The organism is Pseudomonas sp. 3MAES_34.3B, from assembly GCF_058145875.1.
The window spans coordinates 1,215,022-1,231,020 of sequence record NZ_CM176960.1; the positions used below are offsets into that span (position 1 = coordinate 1,215,022).

Consider the following 15,999-nt stretch of genomic DNA (forward strand, 5'->3'; position numbering starts at 1 on the left):
TCAGGCTTCCCCCAGGTAGGCTTTGATCACGTCGGGGTTGTCCCGGATCTGTTCGGGTGTGCCATCGGCCAGGGGCGTGCCCTGGTTGATCACTACAATGTGGTCGGAGATGGTCATTACCAGCTTCATGTCATGCTCGATCAGCAGCACGGTTGCGTTGTATTCCTCGCGCAGAACGCCGATCAATGCCTTCAGCTCGTCGGTTTCACGAGGGTTGAGGCCCGCGGCGGGCTCGTCGAGCATCAGGATGCGCGGTCGCGTCATCATGCAGCGGGCGATTTCCAGCCGGCGCTGCTGACCGTACGCCAGCGTACCGGCAGGGCGGTTGGCCACGTCCTTGAGGTTCACCCGCTCAAGCCAATGCTCGGCGTATTCCATGGCCTCGCGCTCGCTGCGCCGGAAACCGGGGGTTTTGAACAGCCCGGCGAGGAAGTTGGTGTTCAAGTGCCGATGCTGGGCGATCAGCAGGTTTTCAACCGCGGTCATGTCCTTGAACAGGCGAACGTTCTGGAACGTGCGCACCACGCCCTTGCGGGCGATCACATGGCCGGGCAACCCTTGCACCGGTTCACCGTCCAGCAGGATGGTGCCGCCGGTAGGTTTGTAGAAACCGGTAAGGCAGTTGAACACTGTGGTTTTGCCGGCGCCGTTGGGGCCGATCAGTGACACCACCTGTTTCTCTTTGACGGTCAAGGCCACGCCGTTGACCGCCAGCAGCCCGCCAAAGCGCATGGACAGGCCGCTGACTTGCAGAATTTCACGGCTCATCGACGCAGCTCCATGTGGGGACGTTGCATGGGCAGCAGGCCCTGCGGGCGCCACACCATCATCAGCACCATCAAGGCGCCGAACATCAACATGCGGTAGTCGCTGAACTCACGCATCAATTCTGGCAGCAGGATCATCACGATCGCCGCGAGAATCACCCCAAGCTGCGAGCCCATCCCGCCCAGCACCACGATGGCGAGAATGATCGCCGACTCGATGAAGGTGAAGGATTCGGGCGTGACCAGCCCCTGCCGCGCGGCGAAGAAGCTGCCGGCAAAGCCCGCGAAGGCGGCGCCAAGGGTAAAGGCCGAGAGCTTGATCACGGTGGGGTTGAGCCCCAGCGCGCGGCAGGCGATTTCGTCTTCACGCAGCGCTTCCCACGCACGGCCGATCGGCATGCGCAGCAGGCGATTGATCACGAACAGCGCCGCCAGGGCCAGCAGCAGGGCAATCAGGTACAGGTACACCACCTTGTCCGCCGCGTTGTAGTCCAGCCCGAAGAACTGGTGGAACGTCTGCGCCCCTTCCGCTGCCTTGCGCTCGAAGCTGAGGCCGAAGAAGGTGGGCTTTTCGATGTTGCCGATACCGTTCGGGCCGCCAGTGATGCTGGTGAGGTTACGCAGGAAGATGCGGATGATCTCACCGAAGCCCAGCGTTACGATGGCCAGGTAATCGCCACGCAGGCGCAGCACGGGGAAGCCCAGCACAAAGCCGAACAGTGCCGCCAGCAGGCCCGCCAGTGGCAGGCATTCCCAGAAGCTCAGCCCCAGGTAATGGGAGAGCAGGGCATAGCTGTAGGCGCCCACGGCATAGAAGCCTACGTAGCCGAGGTCCAGCAGGCCGGCCAGACCGACCACGATATTGAGGCCCAGGCCGAGCATCACGTAGATCAGCACCAGCGTGGCGATGTCCACAGCGCCCCGGGAGCCGAAGAACGGCCAGATGAACGCCAGCACGATCAGGGCGGCGAGGCCCCAGCGCTGGGTGCGCGGCAGGGTGAGCCAGTTGGAGACGTTGGCCGGCAGCAGCGGCGCCCGGGTTGGCTTGCTAGCACCGCTGTTACGGCTGGCCAGCAACACGCGTACGAACAGGGCCACCGAGCACAGGGCGATGACGATCACAGTAGTAGGGTCGGCGCCCTGCACCTGCAAGGTTACGCCAGAGAACACCAGCTTGAGCCCGAATACCGGGTAGGCCACCGCCCATACCAGCAGCGCGCTGAACAGCGCAGACTTGATTGACTTGCTCATACCTTTTCAACCTCCGGGCGACCGAGAATGCCGGTCGGGCGGAACAGCAACACCAGCACGAGCAGCCCGAAAGCCACCACGTCCTTGTATTGATCGCCGAATACATCGGCGCCGAACGCTTCGGCAACGCCTAGCACCAGGCCGCCAAGCATGGCCCCCGGGATGCTGCCGATACCGCCCAGCACCGCCGCGGTGAAGGCTTTCAGGCCCACCAGGAAGCCGGCGCTGGGGTTGATCACGCCGTACTGCATGCTCAGCAGCATTGCCGCTACCGCTGCCAGCGCGGCGCCGATCACGAAGGTAAGGGCAATCACGCTGTTGGTGTTGATCCCCAGCAGGTTGGCCATTTTCATGTCTTCGGCGCAGGCGCGGCAGGCGCGGCCCATGCGTGAACGGGAAATGAACAGGGTGAGGCCATACATGGCTGCCAGGGTGACCACGAACACCAGGATCTGCATGTAGGAGATCAGTACTTCCTGGGCGCCACCGGGGCCAAAGCTGACGCTGCCCGGCAGCAGGTTGGGGATCGCGAAGTTGCCCGACCCCTGTGACAGCTGAACAGCGTTCTGGAGAAAGATGGACATGCCGATCGCGGAAATCAGCGGGATCAGGCGGTTACTGTTGCGCAACGGGCGATACGCCACGCGCTCGATGCTGTAGCCATAGGCGCTGGTGACGAGGATGGCCGCGGCAAAGCCGGCGATCATCAGCACAGGCAAGCTGTGGATACCCATCATTGCCAGCCCTGCGAGCACCATGAAGGCCACGTAGGAGCCGATCATGTACACCTCGCCGTGGGCGAAGTTGATCATGCCGATAATGCCGTAGACCATGGTGTAGCCAATGGCGATCAGGGCGTAGGTGCTGCCAATGGTCAAGCCGTTAACCAGCTGTTGCAGGTAGTGAAAAATATCGGGCATTTGCCGCGCTCCTAAAAACCTGTCTGCATTTCTCCGGCGAGCTGGGCGGGGTAGGCACTCTCAAGGAGCCTTCAGCCTCGGCTGGTCCGGCGAACCGCGTGTAACGGTTTTAAGATTTTCAGGGGAAGCCCCCGCCGGATCACGGCGCAGGCTTCGGTACTCGTAAAACAAAGCCCACTGCGCGAGGGCAGTGGGCTTTGAGGGGCCTTGATGGGCGGATTACTTCGCTTCGGTCTTCGGCTTGCCAAAGTGCCATTCGTAAACCACGAACTGGAAGTTTTTCAGGTCGCCCTTGTCGTCGTAGCTCAGGTCGCCCATCGGGGTCTTGAAGGAACCAGCGTGGATAGCCTGGGCCACTTTCTCGCTGTCTTCGCTTTTCGCAGCCTTGATGCCATCGGCAATGATTTGCACAGCGGTGTAGGACGGGAATACGAACGGGCCGCTCGGGTCTTCCTTCTTGTCCTTGAATGCCTGGGTCAGCGCCTGGTTGGCCGGGTCCTGATCAAAGGACTTTGGCAGGGTGACCAGCAAACCTTCGGACGCTTCGCCAGCGATCTGCGAGATCGAGTCGTTGCCCACGCCTTCCGGGCCCATGAACTTCGCGTTCAGGCCTTTTTCCTTGGACTGGCGCAGGATCTGGCCCAGCTCGGGGTGGTAGCCGCCGTAGTAGACGAAGTCCACGTTCGCTTGCTTGAGCTTGGCGATGAGGGAGGAGAAGTCCTTGTCGCCGGCATTGATGCCTTCGAACACGGCAACTTTCACGCCTTTGCCTTCGAGGGTTTGCTTGACGGCGGTGGCGATGCCTTCACCGTACTGCTGCTTGTCATGGACAACCGCCACGATCTTGGGCTTCACGTGATCGGCGATGTAATTGCCGGCTGCCGGGCCCTGGGCGCTGTCCAGGCCGATGGTGCGGAACACCAGCTTGTAGCCACGGTTGGTGATGTCCGGGCTGGTAGCGGCCGGGGTGATCATCAGCACGCCTTCATCTTCATAAATGTCGGAAGCCGGCTGAGTGGAGCTGGAGCACAGGTGGCCTACCACGAACTTCACGCCGTCGTTGACCACCTTGTTGGCCACGGCCACGGCCTGCTTCGGATCGCAGGCATCGTCGTATTCCACAGCTTCGAGCTTCTTGCCATCCACGCCACCTTTGGCGTTGATCTGCTCGACCGCCATCTTGGCGCCGCGGAACTGCATGTTGCCGTACTCAGCGACCGGGCCGGTTTTCGGGCCAGCGATGCCGACCTTGATGGTGTCGGCGGCGTAGGAGTAGCTCGCGGCGCCCGCAAGTACCATGGCGGCGAACAGCTTGGACATCTTGGTAGTGTTGTGCATAGGGCTCCACTCTCGTGTTTTTAGTTCTTATAGTCCGTGCGGCGGGGGCCTCGGGACCGGTATCGCGAACCTGCTTTCGCAGGTGCACCAGAATCGACCAAACCCGGCCCGCCCCGTGGTATCACCGGCGCAGTGTAGATTGCACCTTGAGCCCTTGGAAAGCTGGCCAGTTGCCGTACCTTGGCATTATGTCGCTTCTGTGAAAGTTTTTTATATATTGAGTGCAGGGCTGTGCCGTTCATCGCGCTCAAGCCCCGAAATTGCGGGTGTTTCCTGTGTGACGCGGATTTGAAACCGGGTTTTTCAGAATTGACGCACTCGCTATCATAGCCGCCACCTTAGTTTCCCAGGCCCGGCCAATGACACAACACACAAGCACCCTCTATGCCAAATTGCTCGGCGAGACCGCGAAGATTACCTGGCAAGAGCTACAACCGTTCTTTGCCAAAGGCGCACTCTTGTGGGTCGCCCCTGAGCTGGATCTGGTGGCCGTCGCCGAAGCAATGGCAGAGAACGACAAAGGGCGGGTAAGCACCTGGCTTGATGCGGGCACGCTGGAAAAGCTGGGAGAGCGTCGCGCGGCGGACTTGGTAGAGCGCGATCCCCAACTATGGGCCGTCGTGGTGTCGCCGTGGGTTGTGTTCCAGGAAGGGGCAAGCAGCTAGAGCGGTGCCCTATGGCAGTGCATTGCGGCCGGTAGCGACCCGTTGCGGGCGCCACCGGCCGGTTACTCAACGTTAACCAGCAACCAGTACACGAATGGCTTCAAGGCGCAGGGCGGCCTTGGCCAGCATCGCCAGGCCCTGTTCGCGTTGATCGCGCAGCGCCTGGATTTCGCTCTCGCGTACGCTGGGGTTGATGGCACGCAGCGCGGTCAGGCGGGCGATTTCCTCGTCCAGTTCGGCACCCAGGCGGCGTTGCGCCTCAGCAACCCGCTCGGCATGGCGTGGCGCCACTTTCGCCTCGGCGCCATTGATGCGCGGCGCCAGGGCGTCACGCTGGGCCTGGATAAACTTGTTGGCGCTGCCCTTGGGCACGCTTTCAAGCTGATCGTTGAGCGTTTCGAACGCTACCCGCGGTGCCAGGTCATTGCCGTTACCGTCCAGCAGGCAGCGCAGTGCCATGGGGGGCAGGAAGCGACCCAGCTGCAGCGCCCGCGGCGCGACTGCCTCACTCACGTACAGCAACTCAAGCAGTACCGTGCCAGGCTTCAGGGCCTTGTTCTTGATAAGCGCCACGGCGGTGTTGCCCATCGAGCCGGACAGCACCAGGTCCATGCCGCCTTGAACCATGGGGTGTTCCCAGGTGAGAAATTGCATGTCCTCGCGCGATAGCGCCTGTTGGCGGTCGTAGGTGATGGTCACACCTTCGTCGTCCCCCAGCGGGAAGCTGGCATCGAGCATCTTTTCGCTGGGCTTGAGTACCAGCGCGTTTTCCGAGTGGTCCTCGCTGTCGATACCGAAGGCATCGAACAAGGTTTCCATATAGATCGGCAGAGCGAACTGGTCGTCCTGCTCCTCGATCGCCTCCACCAGCGCCTGGCCTTCGCCAGCGCCGCCGGAGTTGAGTTCCAGCAGGCGGTCGCGGCCGCTGTGCAGTTCGGCTTCGAGCTGCTCGCGCTCGGCGCGTGCCTCGGCGATCAGCGCTTCGAATTCGGCTTCGCTGCCACCGTCCAGTTGCGCTTGCAGCCGCTCGCCAAAGCGATGCTGCAGCGTATTGCCGGTGGGGCAGGTGTTGAGGAAGGCATTCAGCGCTTCGTGGTACCAGCGGAACTGCCGCGCTTGCGGCGTGGCGGCGAGGTAAGGCACATGCAGCTGGATCACGTGCTTCTGGCCGATACGGTCCAGGCGGCCGATGCGCTGTTCGAGCAGGTCGGGGTGCGCTGGCAGGTCGAACAGCACCAGGTGGTGAGCGAACTGGAAGTTGCGGCCTTCAGAGCCAATCTCGGAGCAGATCAACACCTGCGCGCCGTATTCTTCGTCAGCGAAGTAGGCCGCCGCGCGGTCCCGCTCCAGGATGCTCATGCCTTCGTGGAAGGTAGTGGCCGGAATGCCGGAGCGCACCCGCAGGGCGTCTTCCAGGTCCATGGCGGTTTCGGCCTTGGCGCAGATCACCAGCACCTTCATTTTCTTCAAGGCTTTGAGCGTGTCGATCAGCCAGGTGACCCGCGGGTCGAAGCGCCACCAGCGGTGTTCGTCGGTATCACCCAGCGAGCCTTGCAGCGCAAGCTCGGGGTGCAACGCATCGTGCCCGGTGAGCTCGGCGTATTCGGCGGGGGCTTCCAGCGGGCTGGCGTGCAGTTCGCGCTCCGGGAAGCCCTGAATGGCGGCCCGGGTGTTGCGGAACAGCACGCGGCCGGTGCCATGGCGGTCCAGCAGTTCGCGGATCAGGCGGGCGCTGGCTTCCACGTCGCCATCCTGCACGGCGCCCAGCAGGGCCTCGCCTTCGGCGCCGAGGAAGTCGTGGATGGTCTTGTGCGCGGCTTCGGACAGGCGGCCCTGTTCCAGAAGCTCCTGCACAGCCTCGGCCACAGGCTTGTAGTGTTCGCTCTCGTGGCGGAAAGCCTCGAGGTCATGGAAACGGTTCGGGTCTAGCAGGCGCAGGCGCGCAAAGTGGCTGTCCAGGCCGAGCTGTTCCGGTGTGGCGGTGAGCAGCAGCACCGAAGGAATGACCTGGGCCAGCTGTTCCACCAGGCCGTATTCGGGGCTGACGTGATCGGGGTGCCATACCAGGTGGTGTGCTTCGTCCACCACCAGCACATCCCAGCCAGCGGCGAACAACGCGTCCTGGGCTTTCTCGGAGTGGGTGAGCCACTCCAGCGACACCAGCGCCAACTGCGCGTCATCGAACGGGTTGCTGGCATCGCTTTCGAGGAAGCGCTCGGCATCGAACAGCGACACTTCAAGGTTGAAGCGCCGGCGCATTTCCACCAGCCACTGGTGCTGGAGGTTTTCTGGCACCAGGATCAGTACCCGGCTGGCGCGCCCACTGAGCAATTGGCGGTGGATCACCAGGCCGGCCTCGATGGTTTTACCCAAGCCTACTTCGTCCGCCAGCAATACCCGTGGCGCGATACGGTCGGCTACCTCGCGAGCGATGTGCAACTGGTGCGCGATGGGTTGCGCACGCACACCGCCAAGGCCCCACAGGGAGGACTGGATCAGGCGGCTGCTGTGTTGCAGCGTGTTGTAGCGCAGGGAGAACCATTGCAGCGGGTCGATCTGCCCGGCGAACAGGCGGTCGCTGGGCAGGCGGAACTGAATGAAGTTGGACAGCTGGGTTTCTGGCAGGGTGCGCGGTTCGTGCTGGGCGTTGAAGCCGTGGTAGACGAGCAGGCCGTCCACGTCCTCCACTTCGCGAACCGTGAGCTTCCAGCCTTCGAAGTGCGTGATCAGGTCGCCGGGTGAAAACCGTACGCGGGTGAGGGGCGCGTTGCGCAAGGCGTACTGGCGCGTGTCCCCGGTCGAAGGGTAGAGCACCGTCAGCAAGCGGCCGTCCTGGGCGATCACCGTGCCCAGGCCGAGCTCGGCTTCGCTGTCGCTGATCCAGCGTTGTCCCGGTTGATACTGCTGCGCCATGCCTTACTCCGCCTGCAAAAGCCGAGGATTCTAACGGAACACCCCGCTGGAACCAAAGTCGCCTCGCGCAATTGTAGGCCAGCTTCGCCGACGGCTGGTGTCCATCCGGGCTCAACTTTACAAGCGGTCGGCCGATACGCTGGTCAGCCAGCCCTCCGTTATTCAATCCAGATGACCGGTAGCCGACCTGGCAGGCGCCTGGAGGCGAGATGATTCCACCCGTGACATTACAGCCCTTCGTGCCAGTGAACCCTCAGCTGGACCCGGTCAAGCCCAACCCGGAAATCCCGCCGGTTGCCCCGGCGCAGCCGCCTTCGGCCGACACCGATATTGACCTGCGCAACCGTGAGCGCGAAGACGCGGCGCTATTGCTGCGCGAGCACGAGGAGCGCCGTCGCCGCAGGCAACGTGAGGGTGAGCCCGAGGCGGCCCTGGTGGTGCCTGGCGACGTGTTGAACGCCGATAACACCGTGCCTGCCGTGCCGCTGATGGACGCGCCGCCCCGGCAGGGCCTGTGGGTGGACCTCGAAGTGTGACTGGCCATCGTGGCAGGGACGCGCCATGATAGGCGCACTCCTTTTTTACGTGCCACGACCATGAGCCAAGACGACAACCTTCTGGATTTCGCCACCGAGCGCGCCCGTCGCCAGCATGATCTCAACGACAAGCGCCTGGCTGAAGTGCGCCGCGCCTTCGAGCAGGCCATGCCGATGACGGCGAAGAAGAAAGCCCGGAAAAAACCGAAAAAGCATTGATCCCGATCAGCTCGCGCTGCGGCCCGGGGCGGTAAGGTTCGTACCTCGAGGCGGCTCCCCGCTGACCTCGGGCACGCAAGGCATATTGGGCGGCTTCGGCCGCCTTTTTTTTCACCTGCCCTCGGTGAAACGCTCAGCCTACCGTGATCGGCGGCAATTCGGTGAGGGTCACGCTCTGCTGCTTGCGGGGCGCCAGGATCTCCGCCTCGCCATCTACCACCAGTTCGTCCCGCTGGTTGAACACGCGCGTGGCAATGCGCACCTTGAACTTGGGCAGCTTCTCGAGGATTTCCAGGCGCACGGTGAGGGTGTCGCCCAGCTTTACGGGTTTCTGGAAAGACATCTGCTGGCCCAGGTAGATGGTCCCCGGGCCTGGCAGTTCGCACGCCACAGCCGCGCTGATGAGGGCGCCGCTGATCATGCCGTGGGCAATGCGCTCCTTGAAGATGGTTTTGGCCGCGTATTCGGCGTCCAGGTGCACCGGGTTGCGGTCACCCGAAAGCTCGGCGAACAGCTGGATATGGCGCTCTGTGATCGTTTCGCTGTAGCTGGCGGTCTGGCCGACTTCGAGGGCGTCATAAGGGGTATTGGTGCTGGCGGTCATGCAGAAACGGTCCTGTTCGCGTAAATGCCTAGTGTATCGCCTTGTGGCTTCGGCTAATCAATTCAGGATGTAAATAACGCCTGCTCCGGGATTGCCATCAACGCCTCAGCTGCTACTTTCGCCTCAAGGCTGCGCTGGCATGAAGCCCGCACCCAAGCAGGGGAAAACAACAATGCAACCTGACTTCTGGAACGACAAGCGCCCCGCCGGGGTACCCGCCGAAATCGACTTCACCGCGTGGCAATCGGTGCCCGAGGTGTTCAGGCATTCGTGCCGTGCCTTCGCTCATAAACCCGCCTTCAGCAACATGGGCCGCACCGTGAGCTACGGGGAGCTGGAGCGCGAGGCGTTTGCCTTTGCCTCCTGGCTGCAACAGCACACCAGCCTCGTCCCGGGGGACCGCATCGCGGTGCAATTGCCCAACGTGCTGCAATACCCGATTGCGGTGTTCGGCGCCATGATCGCGGGGTTGATCGTGGTCAACACCAACCCGCTGTATACCGCCCGGGAAATGCGCCACCAGTTCAACGATTCCGGCGCCCGGGCGCTGGTGTACCTCAACCTGTTCGGTGACCGGGTCCAGGAGGTCGCCGCCGATACCTCGCTGGAGTATCTCATCGAGGCCCGGATGGGGGATATGTTGCCTCCTGCCAAGGGATGGCTGGTGAACCTGGCCGTAGCCCGCTTCAAGAAAATGGTCCCCCAGTATCACTTGCCCAACGCGATCCGCTTCAACGAAGCGCTGCGTATCGGCCGCAAGGGTGGGGTAACGCCGGTACCGTTGCACCGGGAGGACATCGCGGTATTGCAATATACCGGTGGCACCACTGGCCAGGCCAAGGGGGCGATGCTCACCCATGGCAACCTGCTCGCCAACATGCAGCAGATGCAGGCATGGTTCGCGCAGTTGGGCCCGGATGGCCAGCGCCTGATGCACGAAGGCGAAGAGACCGCCATCGCGCCGCTGCCGCTGTACCACATCTATGCCTTCACGGCGAACTGCATGTGCATGATGGTTACAGGCAACCATAACGTGCTCATCACCAACCCGCGGGACATTCCTGCATTCATCAAAGAGCTGAGCCGCTGGCGCTTCACCTCGCTGGTGGGGCTCAACACCTTGTTCGTTGCATTGATGGACCACCCCGGTTTCGCCGGCCTGGACTTCTCCGGCCTGAAGGTCACCAACTCTGGCGGCACCGCGTTGGTGAAGGCCACGGCGGACCGCTGGGAAACGCTCACCGGCTGCCGCATTTCGGAAGGCTATGGCCTGACCGAAACCTCGCCGGTGGTCTGCACCAACCCGTATGGCGAGGCCGCCCGCCTGGGCACTGTGGGTATACCGGCCGTGGGTACCGCGCTACGGGTAGTGAACGAGCAGGGCGATGAACTTGGCCTCGGTGAGGCCGGGGAGTTGTGCGTTAAAGGCCCGCAAGTGATGAAGGGCTACTGGCAACGGCCTGACGCAACCGCCGAAACGCTTGATAGCGAGGGCTGGTTGAAAACCGGTGATATTGCCGTGATCGAGCCCAGCGGCTTCGTGCGCATCGTCGACCGCAAGAAGGACATGATCATCGTGTCGGGCTTCAATGTGTACCCCAATGAAGTTGAAGATGTGGTGATGGCCCATCCGCAGGTGCTTAATTGCGCGGCCATTGGCGTGCCGGACGACCGTACCGGCGAAGCTGTGCGGCTGTTCGTGGTTTCTCGCGAGGGGGCGCTGGATGTGCCTGCGCTCAGCGCATGGTGCCGGGAGAACCTCGCCGCATATAAAGTGCCCCGCCAGATCGTGGTACGCGACAGCCTGCCGATGACGCCCGTCGGGAAAATCCTGCGCCGTGCCCTCCGCGACGAAGCCCCCGCAGCGGCGCCTGAAGCCACCGCAGCCCAGAACGTTTAGGGTAATTACTCTAAACGTGACCGAAATTTCATATTCGGTTTTGAATATGACCTTGGAGCCCGGTCGGGCTCTAGGCGGTCTTTAGCAAAGCTGATAATCTCGGCCCGCTTTTCACCATATCTATAAAAACCGCATCGAATGCGGTGATCTCGCTGCACGAGGAGCAGGGTTCCCATGGCCGACAATTTCTGGACAGACAAGTACCCGCCGGGGATCCCCGCCGAGATCGATCCAGACGCATACCCGAACATTCAGGCGGTGCTCCAGCAGTCGTGCCGGCGGTTCGCCGACAAGCCGGCGTTCAGCAACCTGGGCAAAACCCTTACCTATGGCGAGTTGTATGAGCTGTCCGGTGCCTTCGCGGCCTGGTTGCAGCAGCATACCGACCTGGTGCCCGGTGACCGTATCGCCGTGCAGCTGCCCAACGTGCTGCAGTATCCCGTAGCGGTATTCGGCGCCATCCGCGCCGGGTTGATCGTGGTGAACACCAACCCGCTGTATACCACCCGCGAGATGGAACATCAGTTCAAGGACTCCGGTGCCAAGGCGCTTGTGTGCCTGGCCAACATGGCGCATCTGGCGCAGGCCGTTGTGCCAAAAACGTCCGTGCGCCATGTGATCGTCACCGAGGTCGCCGACCTGCTGCCGCCGCTCAAGCGCCTGCTGGTGAACAGTGTGGTGCGGTATGTGAAGAAAATGGTGCCGGCGTATCACATTCCTGGCGCCACACGCTTCAATCAAGCCCTGGCGCTGGGCCGGGGTGTGGCGGTACGCGAGGCGTCCCCGGCCAGTGAAGACGTGGCCGTGCTGCAGTACACCGGCGGTACCACGGGCGTGGCCAAGGGCGCGATGCTCACCCACCGCAACTTGGTGGCCAACATGCTGCAGTGCAAGGCATTGATGGGTTCGAACCTGGCCGAGGGCAGCGAGGTGTTGATCACGCCGCTGCCGCTCTACCACATCTATGCCTTTACCTTCCATTGCATGGCCATGATGCTGATGGGCAACCACAACATCCTGATCAGCAACCCTCGCGACCTGTCGGCCATGGTCAAGGAGCTGGGCAAGTGGAAGTTCAGCGGTTTCGTAGGGCTCAACACCCTCTTCGTTGCCCTGTGCAATAACGCGGATTTCCGCCGGCTCGATTTTTCCACGCTCAAGCTCACCCTTTCTGGCGGCATGGCCCTGCAAGCCGCTGTAGCCGAACGCTGGAGTGAAGTGACGGGCTGTTCCATCTGCGAAGGCTATGGCATGACCGAAACCAGCCCCGTGGCCACGGTGAACCCCAAGCAGGCCGTGCAGATCGGTACGATCGGCATCCCGGTGCCGTCCACGTTGTGCCGGGTAACCGACGACGAAGGCCGCGAACTGGGCTTCGGCGAAACGGGCGAGCTCTGCGTGAAGGGCCCTCAGGTGATGAAGGGTTACTGGGAGCGACCTGACGCAACCGCGGAAATCCTCGACGCCGACGGTTGGCTCAAAACCGGCGACATCGCCGTGATCCAGCCGGACGGCTACCTGCGCATCGTCGATCGCAAGAAGGACATGATTCTGGTATCAGGCTTCAACGTGTACCCCAACGAACTGGAAGATGTGCTCGTGACCTTGCCGGGCGTGCTGCAATGCGCGGCTATCGGCATCCCGGATGAGAAGTCCGGCGAGGCGATCAAGGTGTTCGTGGTGGTCAAGCCCGGCATGACCCTCACCCGCGATCAGGTGCTGGACCACATGCGCGCCAACATAACCGGCTACAAGGTGCCCAAGGCTGTGGAATTCCGCGACACCTTGCCTACCACCAACGTGGGCAAAATCCTGCGCCGGGAACTGCGAGACGCCGAGCTGAAGAAACTGGGCCTCAAGAAAACTGCTTGAGCTCACGCTGGGCCTGTGGGGCCTGTGGCCCCACACCTTCTCTATCGCAACTTCTCCAGCATCTGGTAATACCACATCCCCGCCGCCAGCAACGGGTTGCCCAGCAACCTGCCGGCGGGCACGCGCACGTGCCGGCACTGGGCAAAGGTGTCGAAGCGCTCGAGAGTGCCGCTCACGGCTTCGGCCATGATCTCGCCCATGATATGGCTGGTGGCGATGCCATGGCCTGAGTACCCTTGGCAATACCACACATTGCTGGACAGCTTGCCCAACTGCGGAATGCGATTGATCACGATGCCCATGGCGCAGCTCCACTGGAAGTCGATCTGTACGCCTTTGAGCTGCGGGAAGGTGCGCTCGATGCATGGGCGCAGCTCGCCGGCGATATCCCGCGAATCCCGCCCGGAATAGTTGGCGCCACCGCCGAACAGCAGGCGGCCATCGGCGGTGAAGCGGTAGTAATCCAGCACAAAGCGGCAGTCATACACCGCCAGGTCTTGGGGGTTGAGTGTACGTGCCAGCTCCCCGAGTGGCGCGGTGGTCACAATGCCGCCCATGGCGGGGAAGATCTTGCCGGCAAGCTTCGCCGGCTCCAGTTTGTGATACACGTCCCCGGCCAATACCACCTGCGCGGCATTGATACGGCCGTTACGGGTAATCACCGCCGGCCGATCCCCGTGTACGATCTCCAGCACCTCGCTGTGCTCGAACACCAGCGCACCCAGGCCATGGGCCGCGCGGGCTTCACCCAGGCACAGGTTGAGCGGGTGCAGGTGCAGGTTGCGGGTGTTTTTCAGCGCGCCGACGTACACGTCGCTTTGCAGGTGGTCGCGCACCCCGGCCTGGTCCAGCAGGGTCACGTCATCCCCCATGCCGCGGGCGCGGGCTTCATCGAAGCTCGCCCGCAATTCGTCCATATGGGCGGGCTTCATGGCGGCATGCAGGTGCCCATGCTTGAGGTCGCACGCGATGGCGTAGCGGCGCACGCGTTCTTCGATGATGGCATGGCCGCGCCAGCGCAACGCCCAGATGAAATCGTCCACGTCATCGCCCAAGTGCACACGCATCTGCTTGCGCATGGCTTCATCACCGGACAGGCTTCCCGTGACCTGCCCACCGTTGCGGCCGCTGGCGCCCCAGCCGATCTTGTTCTGCTCCACGATGGCCACGCGAAAACCGCGCTCGGCCAGCTCCACTGCCGTGGCCACGCCGGTGAAGCCGCCGCCGATGATTGCGATGTCTACCTCATGGCTGCCCTGGCAAACGGGGTAATCGCTTTCCTGGGCAATAGTGGCCGTGTAATACGAAGGGCTTCGAGCTGTCATTTCCATTTCTCCGGATACAGGCTCAGGCCTGGGTCAGATACCAGCGCCAGTCTTGTTCGCTGACTTCAGCCATGAACTGCCGATATTCGGCGCGCTTCACAGCCATATACACCTGCATGAAGCCAGCGCCGAAGGCCTCCCGCGCCCAGGCTGAACCACCCATGGCATCCAGGGCGCTCAACCAGTCGGTAGGCAGCAAGGTGGTTGCCTGTGCATAGCCATTGCCCTGTACGGGCGCGCCGGGGTCCAGTTCCCGGGTTACACCGTCATGGATCGCCGCCAGGATCGCCGCGGCGGCCAGGTAGGGGTTGGCATCCGCGCCGCAGATCCGGTGCTCGATATGTCGAGTGGGCGCAGGGCCGCCGGGTACCCGCAGGCTCACCGTACGGTTGTCCACGCCCCACGTGGGGGCCAGCGGCGCATAGCTGTTGGCCTGGAAGCGGCGGTAGGAGTTGGCATTGGGGCAGAACAGCAACAGGCTGTCGAGCAGGTGTTCCAGCATTCCGCCCAGCGAATGGCGCAGCAAGGGCGTACCTGCTTTATCTTCGCTGGCATACAGGTTGTGGCCCTGGGCATCGGTGAGGCTCACGTGCATGTGCATGCCGGTGCCCGCCAGGTGGTCGAACGGTTTGGCCATGAAGCAGGCTTGCATGCCGTGGCGGTGAGCGATCCCTTTTACCAGGCGCTTGTAGCGCACGGCCTGGTCCATGGCGGCCAGCGCCGGCCCATGCTCCAGAGTGATTTCCACCTGGCCAGGAGCGTATTCGGAAATGGCGGTACGTGCCGGGATGCCTTGCAGCTTGCACGCGGCATAAAGGTCGGCCAGGAACGGCTCGATCTGCTCCAACTCGCGCAGGCCATATACCTGAGTGCTGCGTGGCCGGCCACCATCGGCGTCCAGTGCAGGCTGTGGCCGGCCTTGCGCGTCCCGGCGCTGGTCAAGCAGGTAGAACTCCAGTTCGCAGGCCATCACCGGGTAATAGCCGTCGTTCTGCAAGCCCTCGATCACCTGCGCCAGCACATGACGCGGGTCGGCAACCGTGGCCGGCATGCCGTCTACCGGGTGCAGGCTTACTTGTACCGCTGCGGTGGGCACCTGGCGCCAGGGCAGCCGCACCAGGCTACCGGGCAGGGGATAGGCGCGGCAGTCGATGTCGCCGACCTCCCACACCAGGCCGGAGTTTTCCACGTCGTCGCCATTGAGGGTCAGGCCCAGCATGGTGCTAGGCAGGGGGCGGCCGCTGGCATAGGTCGCCAGCAGCTCCTCGCGGTGCAGCAGCTTGCCGCGGGGCACGCCGTTGGCATCAAGGATAAACAGCTCGAACAGCTCGATATCCGGGTTGTGTTCAAGGAACACCCGGGCCTCTTGCTCGGTTGCAAACATGGCTCGCTCGCTCGCGCCTCATGGGCGCACGTTCAGAAAGCCGCGCCAGGCAGCGCGGGGTTATCAGTTCTGAAGGGCGAGCGCGTCTGGCGGGCGGGCGTGGCGGCAATGCCACAACGCCCAGAAGGCGAGGATCACGTTGAACAGGGGGTTTTCGCCGGGATGGCCGCCACGCTTCGATACCGAAGGGCCAGTGGTAGAGCGGGGGCAGGGCGCGGGCGAAATCATGCACGGATACTCCCATGGCCGCTTCGGTGCCTTAAACGGGTATTCGGCGATCTTTGGTTGCACGCTGGCTAAACATT

Annotated in this window: 14 protein-coding genes; 5 read left to right on the forward strand and 9 right to left on the reverse strand. The window is 62.8% G+C overall.

Features of this window, described 5'->3' with window-relative positions; all coding sequences use genetic code 11:
* From livG to AC3Z8Y_RS05535, 4 genes are all read right to left on the reverse strand, one after another.
* The gene (livG, locus tag AC3Z8Y_RS05520; protein ID WP_181115123.1) at window positions 1–768 is read right to left on the reverse strand and encodes a high-affinity branched-chain amino acid ABC transporter ATP-binding protein LivG; all 768 of its coding nucleotides are present in this window, start codon (window positions 766–768) and stop codon (window positions 1–3) included.
* Entirely contained in the window at window positions 765–2,018 is a 1,254-nt protein-coding gene (locus AC3Z8Y_RS05525; RefSeq protein WP_490088782.1) for a high-affinity branched-chain amino acid ABC transporter permease LivM, read from the reverse strand. Before AC3Z8Y_RS05525 ends, livG begins: the two co-directional genes overlap by 4 nt.
* Window positions 2,015–2,938 (reverse strand): high-affinity branched-chain amino acid ABC transporter permease LivH, encoded by a 924-nt coding sequence (livH, locus tag AC3Z8Y_RS05530; RefSeq protein WP_181115118.1) that lies wholly within the window; start codon window positions 2,936–2,938, stop codon window positions 2,015–2,017. The genes AC3Z8Y_RS05525 and livH overlap by 4 nt, the downstream gene beginning before the upstream one ends.
* 219 nt (window positions 2,939–3,157) lie before the next feature.
* Complete coding sequence (locus tag AC3Z8Y_RS05535; RefSeq protein ID WP_490088783.1) at window positions 3,158–4,276, reverse strand: branched-chain amino acid ABC transporter substrate-binding protein; 1,119 nt, start codon at window positions 4,274–4,276, stop codon at window positions 3,158–3,160.
* Window positions 4,277–4,635: 359 nt separating this feature from the next.
* Between AC3Z8Y_RS05535 and AC3Z8Y_RS05540 the strand changes: the two genes are divergently transcribed.
* Window positions 4,636–4,941, forward strand: a complete 306-nt coding sequence (locus AC3Z8Y_RS05540) for a DUF2288 domain-containing protein (RefSeq protein ID WP_490088784.1) — start codon at window positions 4,636–4,638, stop codon at window positions 4,939–4,941.
* A gap of 72 nt (window positions 4,942–5,013) precedes the next feature.
* On the opposite strand, the gene rapA is transcribed toward AC3Z8Y_RS05540, so the two are convergent.
* Window positions 5,014–7,854 (reverse strand): RNA polymerase-associated protein RapA, encoded by a 2,841-nt coding sequence (gene rapA, locus AC3Z8Y_RS05545; protein ID WP_490088785.1) that lies wholly within the window; start codon window positions 7,852–7,854, stop codon window positions 5,014–5,016.
* 209 nt (window positions 7,855–8,063) lie between these two features.
* Between rapA and AC3Z8Y_RS05550 the strand changes: the two genes are divergently transcribed.
* Window positions 8,064–8,390, forward strand: coding sequence for an aspartate-semialdehyde dehydrogenase (locus AC3Z8Y_RS05550; RefSeq protein WP_181115109.1), 327 nt, complete (start codon window positions 8,064–8,066; stop codon window positions 8,388–8,390).
* A 60-nt stretch (window positions 8,391–8,450) separates the two neighbouring features.
* Window positions 8,451–8,609, forward strand: coding sequence for a hypothetical protein (locus AC3Z8Y_RS05555; protein ID WP_181115106.1), 159 nt, complete (start codon window positions 8,451–8,453; stop codon window positions 8,607–8,609).
* A gap of 133 nt (window positions 8,610–8,742) precedes the next feature.
* Here AC3Z8Y_RS05555 and AC3Z8Y_RS05560 read toward each other — a convergent pair whose 3' ends face one another.
* On the reverse strand, window positions 8,743–9,213 hold the full coding sequence (locus tag AC3Z8Y_RS05560) for a MaoC family dehydratase (protein ID WP_490088786.1): 471 nt from the start codon (window positions 9,211–9,213) through the stop codon (window positions 8,743–8,745).
* 172 nt (window positions 9,214–9,385) lie between these two features.
* Here AC3Z8Y_RS05560 and AC3Z8Y_RS05565 point away from each other — a divergent pair, with 172 nt between their 5' ends.
* Complete coding sequence (locus AC3Z8Y_RS05565) at window positions 9,386–11,113, forward strand: long-chain-fatty-acid--CoA ligase (RefSeq protein WP_490088787.1); 1,728 nt, start codon at window positions 9,386–9,388, stop codon at window positions 11,111–11,113.
* Between the two features lie 174 nt (window positions 11,114–11,287).
* Entirely contained in the window at window positions 11,288–12,985 is a 1,698-nt protein-coding gene (gene fadD1 / locus AC3Z8Y_RS05570) for a long-chain-fatty-acid--CoA ligase FadD1 (RefSeq protein WP_490088788.1), read from the forward strand.
* A gap of 41 nt (window positions 12,986–13,026) precedes the next feature.
* Here the strand turns inward: fadD1 and AC3Z8Y_RS05575 are convergent, their stop codons facing one another.
* The 3 genes from AC3Z8Y_RS05575 to AC3Z8Y_RS05585 form a co-directional block, all read right to left on the reverse strand.
* The gene (locus AC3Z8Y_RS05575; RefSeq protein WP_490088789.1) at window positions 13,027–14,310 is read right to left on the reverse strand and encodes an NAD(P)/FAD-dependent oxidoreductase; all 1,284 of its coding nucleotides are present in this window, start codon (window positions 14,308–14,310) and stop codon (window positions 13,027–13,029) included.
* A gap of 22 nt (window positions 14,311–14,332) precedes the next feature.
* Window positions 14,333–15,694 (reverse strand): glutamine synthetase family protein, encoded by a 1,362-nt coding sequence (locus AC3Z8Y_RS05580; protein ID WP_490088790.1) that lies wholly within the window; start codon window positions 15,692–15,694, stop codon window positions 14,333–14,335.
* A gap of 63 nt (window positions 15,695–15,757) precedes the next feature.
* Window positions 15,758–15,922 carry a hypothetical protein gene (locus tag AC3Z8Y_RS05585; RefSeq protein ID WP_490088791.1) on the reverse strand — a complete coding sequence of 55 codons (165 nt, stop codon included), beginning with the start codon at window positions 15,920–15,922 and terminating at the stop codon, window positions 15,758–15,760.
* Between the last annotated feature and the right edge of the window lie 77 nt (window positions 15,923–15,999).

Coding starts and splice junctions, on each gene's coding strand:
- AC3Z8Y_RS05540 (WP_490088784.1), top strand. CDS start 4,636: ATGACACAACACACAAGCACCCTCTATGCCAAATTGCTCGGCGAGACC.
- livG (WP_181115123.1), bottom strand. CDS start 768: ATGAGCCGTGAAATTCTGCAAGTCAGCGGCCTGTCCATGCGCTTTGGC.
- AC3Z8Y_RS05580 (WP_490088790.1), bottom strand. CDS start 15,694: ATGTTTGCAACCGAGCAAGAGGCCCGGGTGTTCCTTGAACACAACCCG.
- AC3Z8Y_RS05550 (WP_181115109.1), top strand. CDS start 8,064: ATGATTCCACCCGTGACATTACAGCCCTTCGTGCCAGTGAACCCTCAG.
- AC3Z8Y_RS05575 (WP_490088789.1), bottom strand. CDS start 14,310: ATGACAGCTCGAAGCCCTTCGTATTACACGGCCACTATTGCCCAGGAA.
- AC3Z8Y_RS05555 (WP_181115106.1), top strand. CDS start 8,451: ATGAGCCAAGACGACAACCTTCTGGATTTCGCCACCGAGCGCGCCCGT.
- AC3Z8Y_RS05585 (WP_490088791.1), bottom strand. CDS start 15,922: ATGATTTCGCCCGCGCCCTGCCCCCGCTCTACCACTGGCCCTTCGGTA.
- AC3Z8Y_RS05535 (WP_490088783.1), bottom strand. CDS start 4,276: ATGCACAACACTACCAAGATGTCCAAGCTGTTCGCCGCCATGGTACTT.
- AC3Z8Y_RS05565 (WP_490088787.1), top strand. CDS start 9,386: ATGCAACCTGACTTCTGGAACGACAAGCGCCCCGCCGGGGTACCCGCC.
- livH (WP_181115118.1), bottom strand. CDS start 2,938: ATGCCCGATATTTTTCACTACCTGCAACAGCTGGTTAACGGCTTGACC.
- rapA (WP_490088785.1), bottom strand. CDS start 7,854: ATGGCGCAGCAGTATCAACCGGGACAACGCTGGATCAGCGACAGCGAA.
- fadD1 (WP_490088788.1), top strand. CDS start 11,288: ATGGCCGACAATTTCTGGACAGACAAGTACCCGCCGGGGATCCCCGCC.
- AC3Z8Y_RS05560 (WP_490088786.1), bottom strand. CDS start 9,213: ATGACCGCCAGCACCAATACCCCTTATGACGCCCTCGAAGTCGGCCAG.
- AC3Z8Y_RS05525 (WP_490088782.1), bottom strand. CDS start 2,018: ATGAGCAAGTCAATCAAGTCTGCGCTGTTCAGCGCGCTGCTGGTATGG.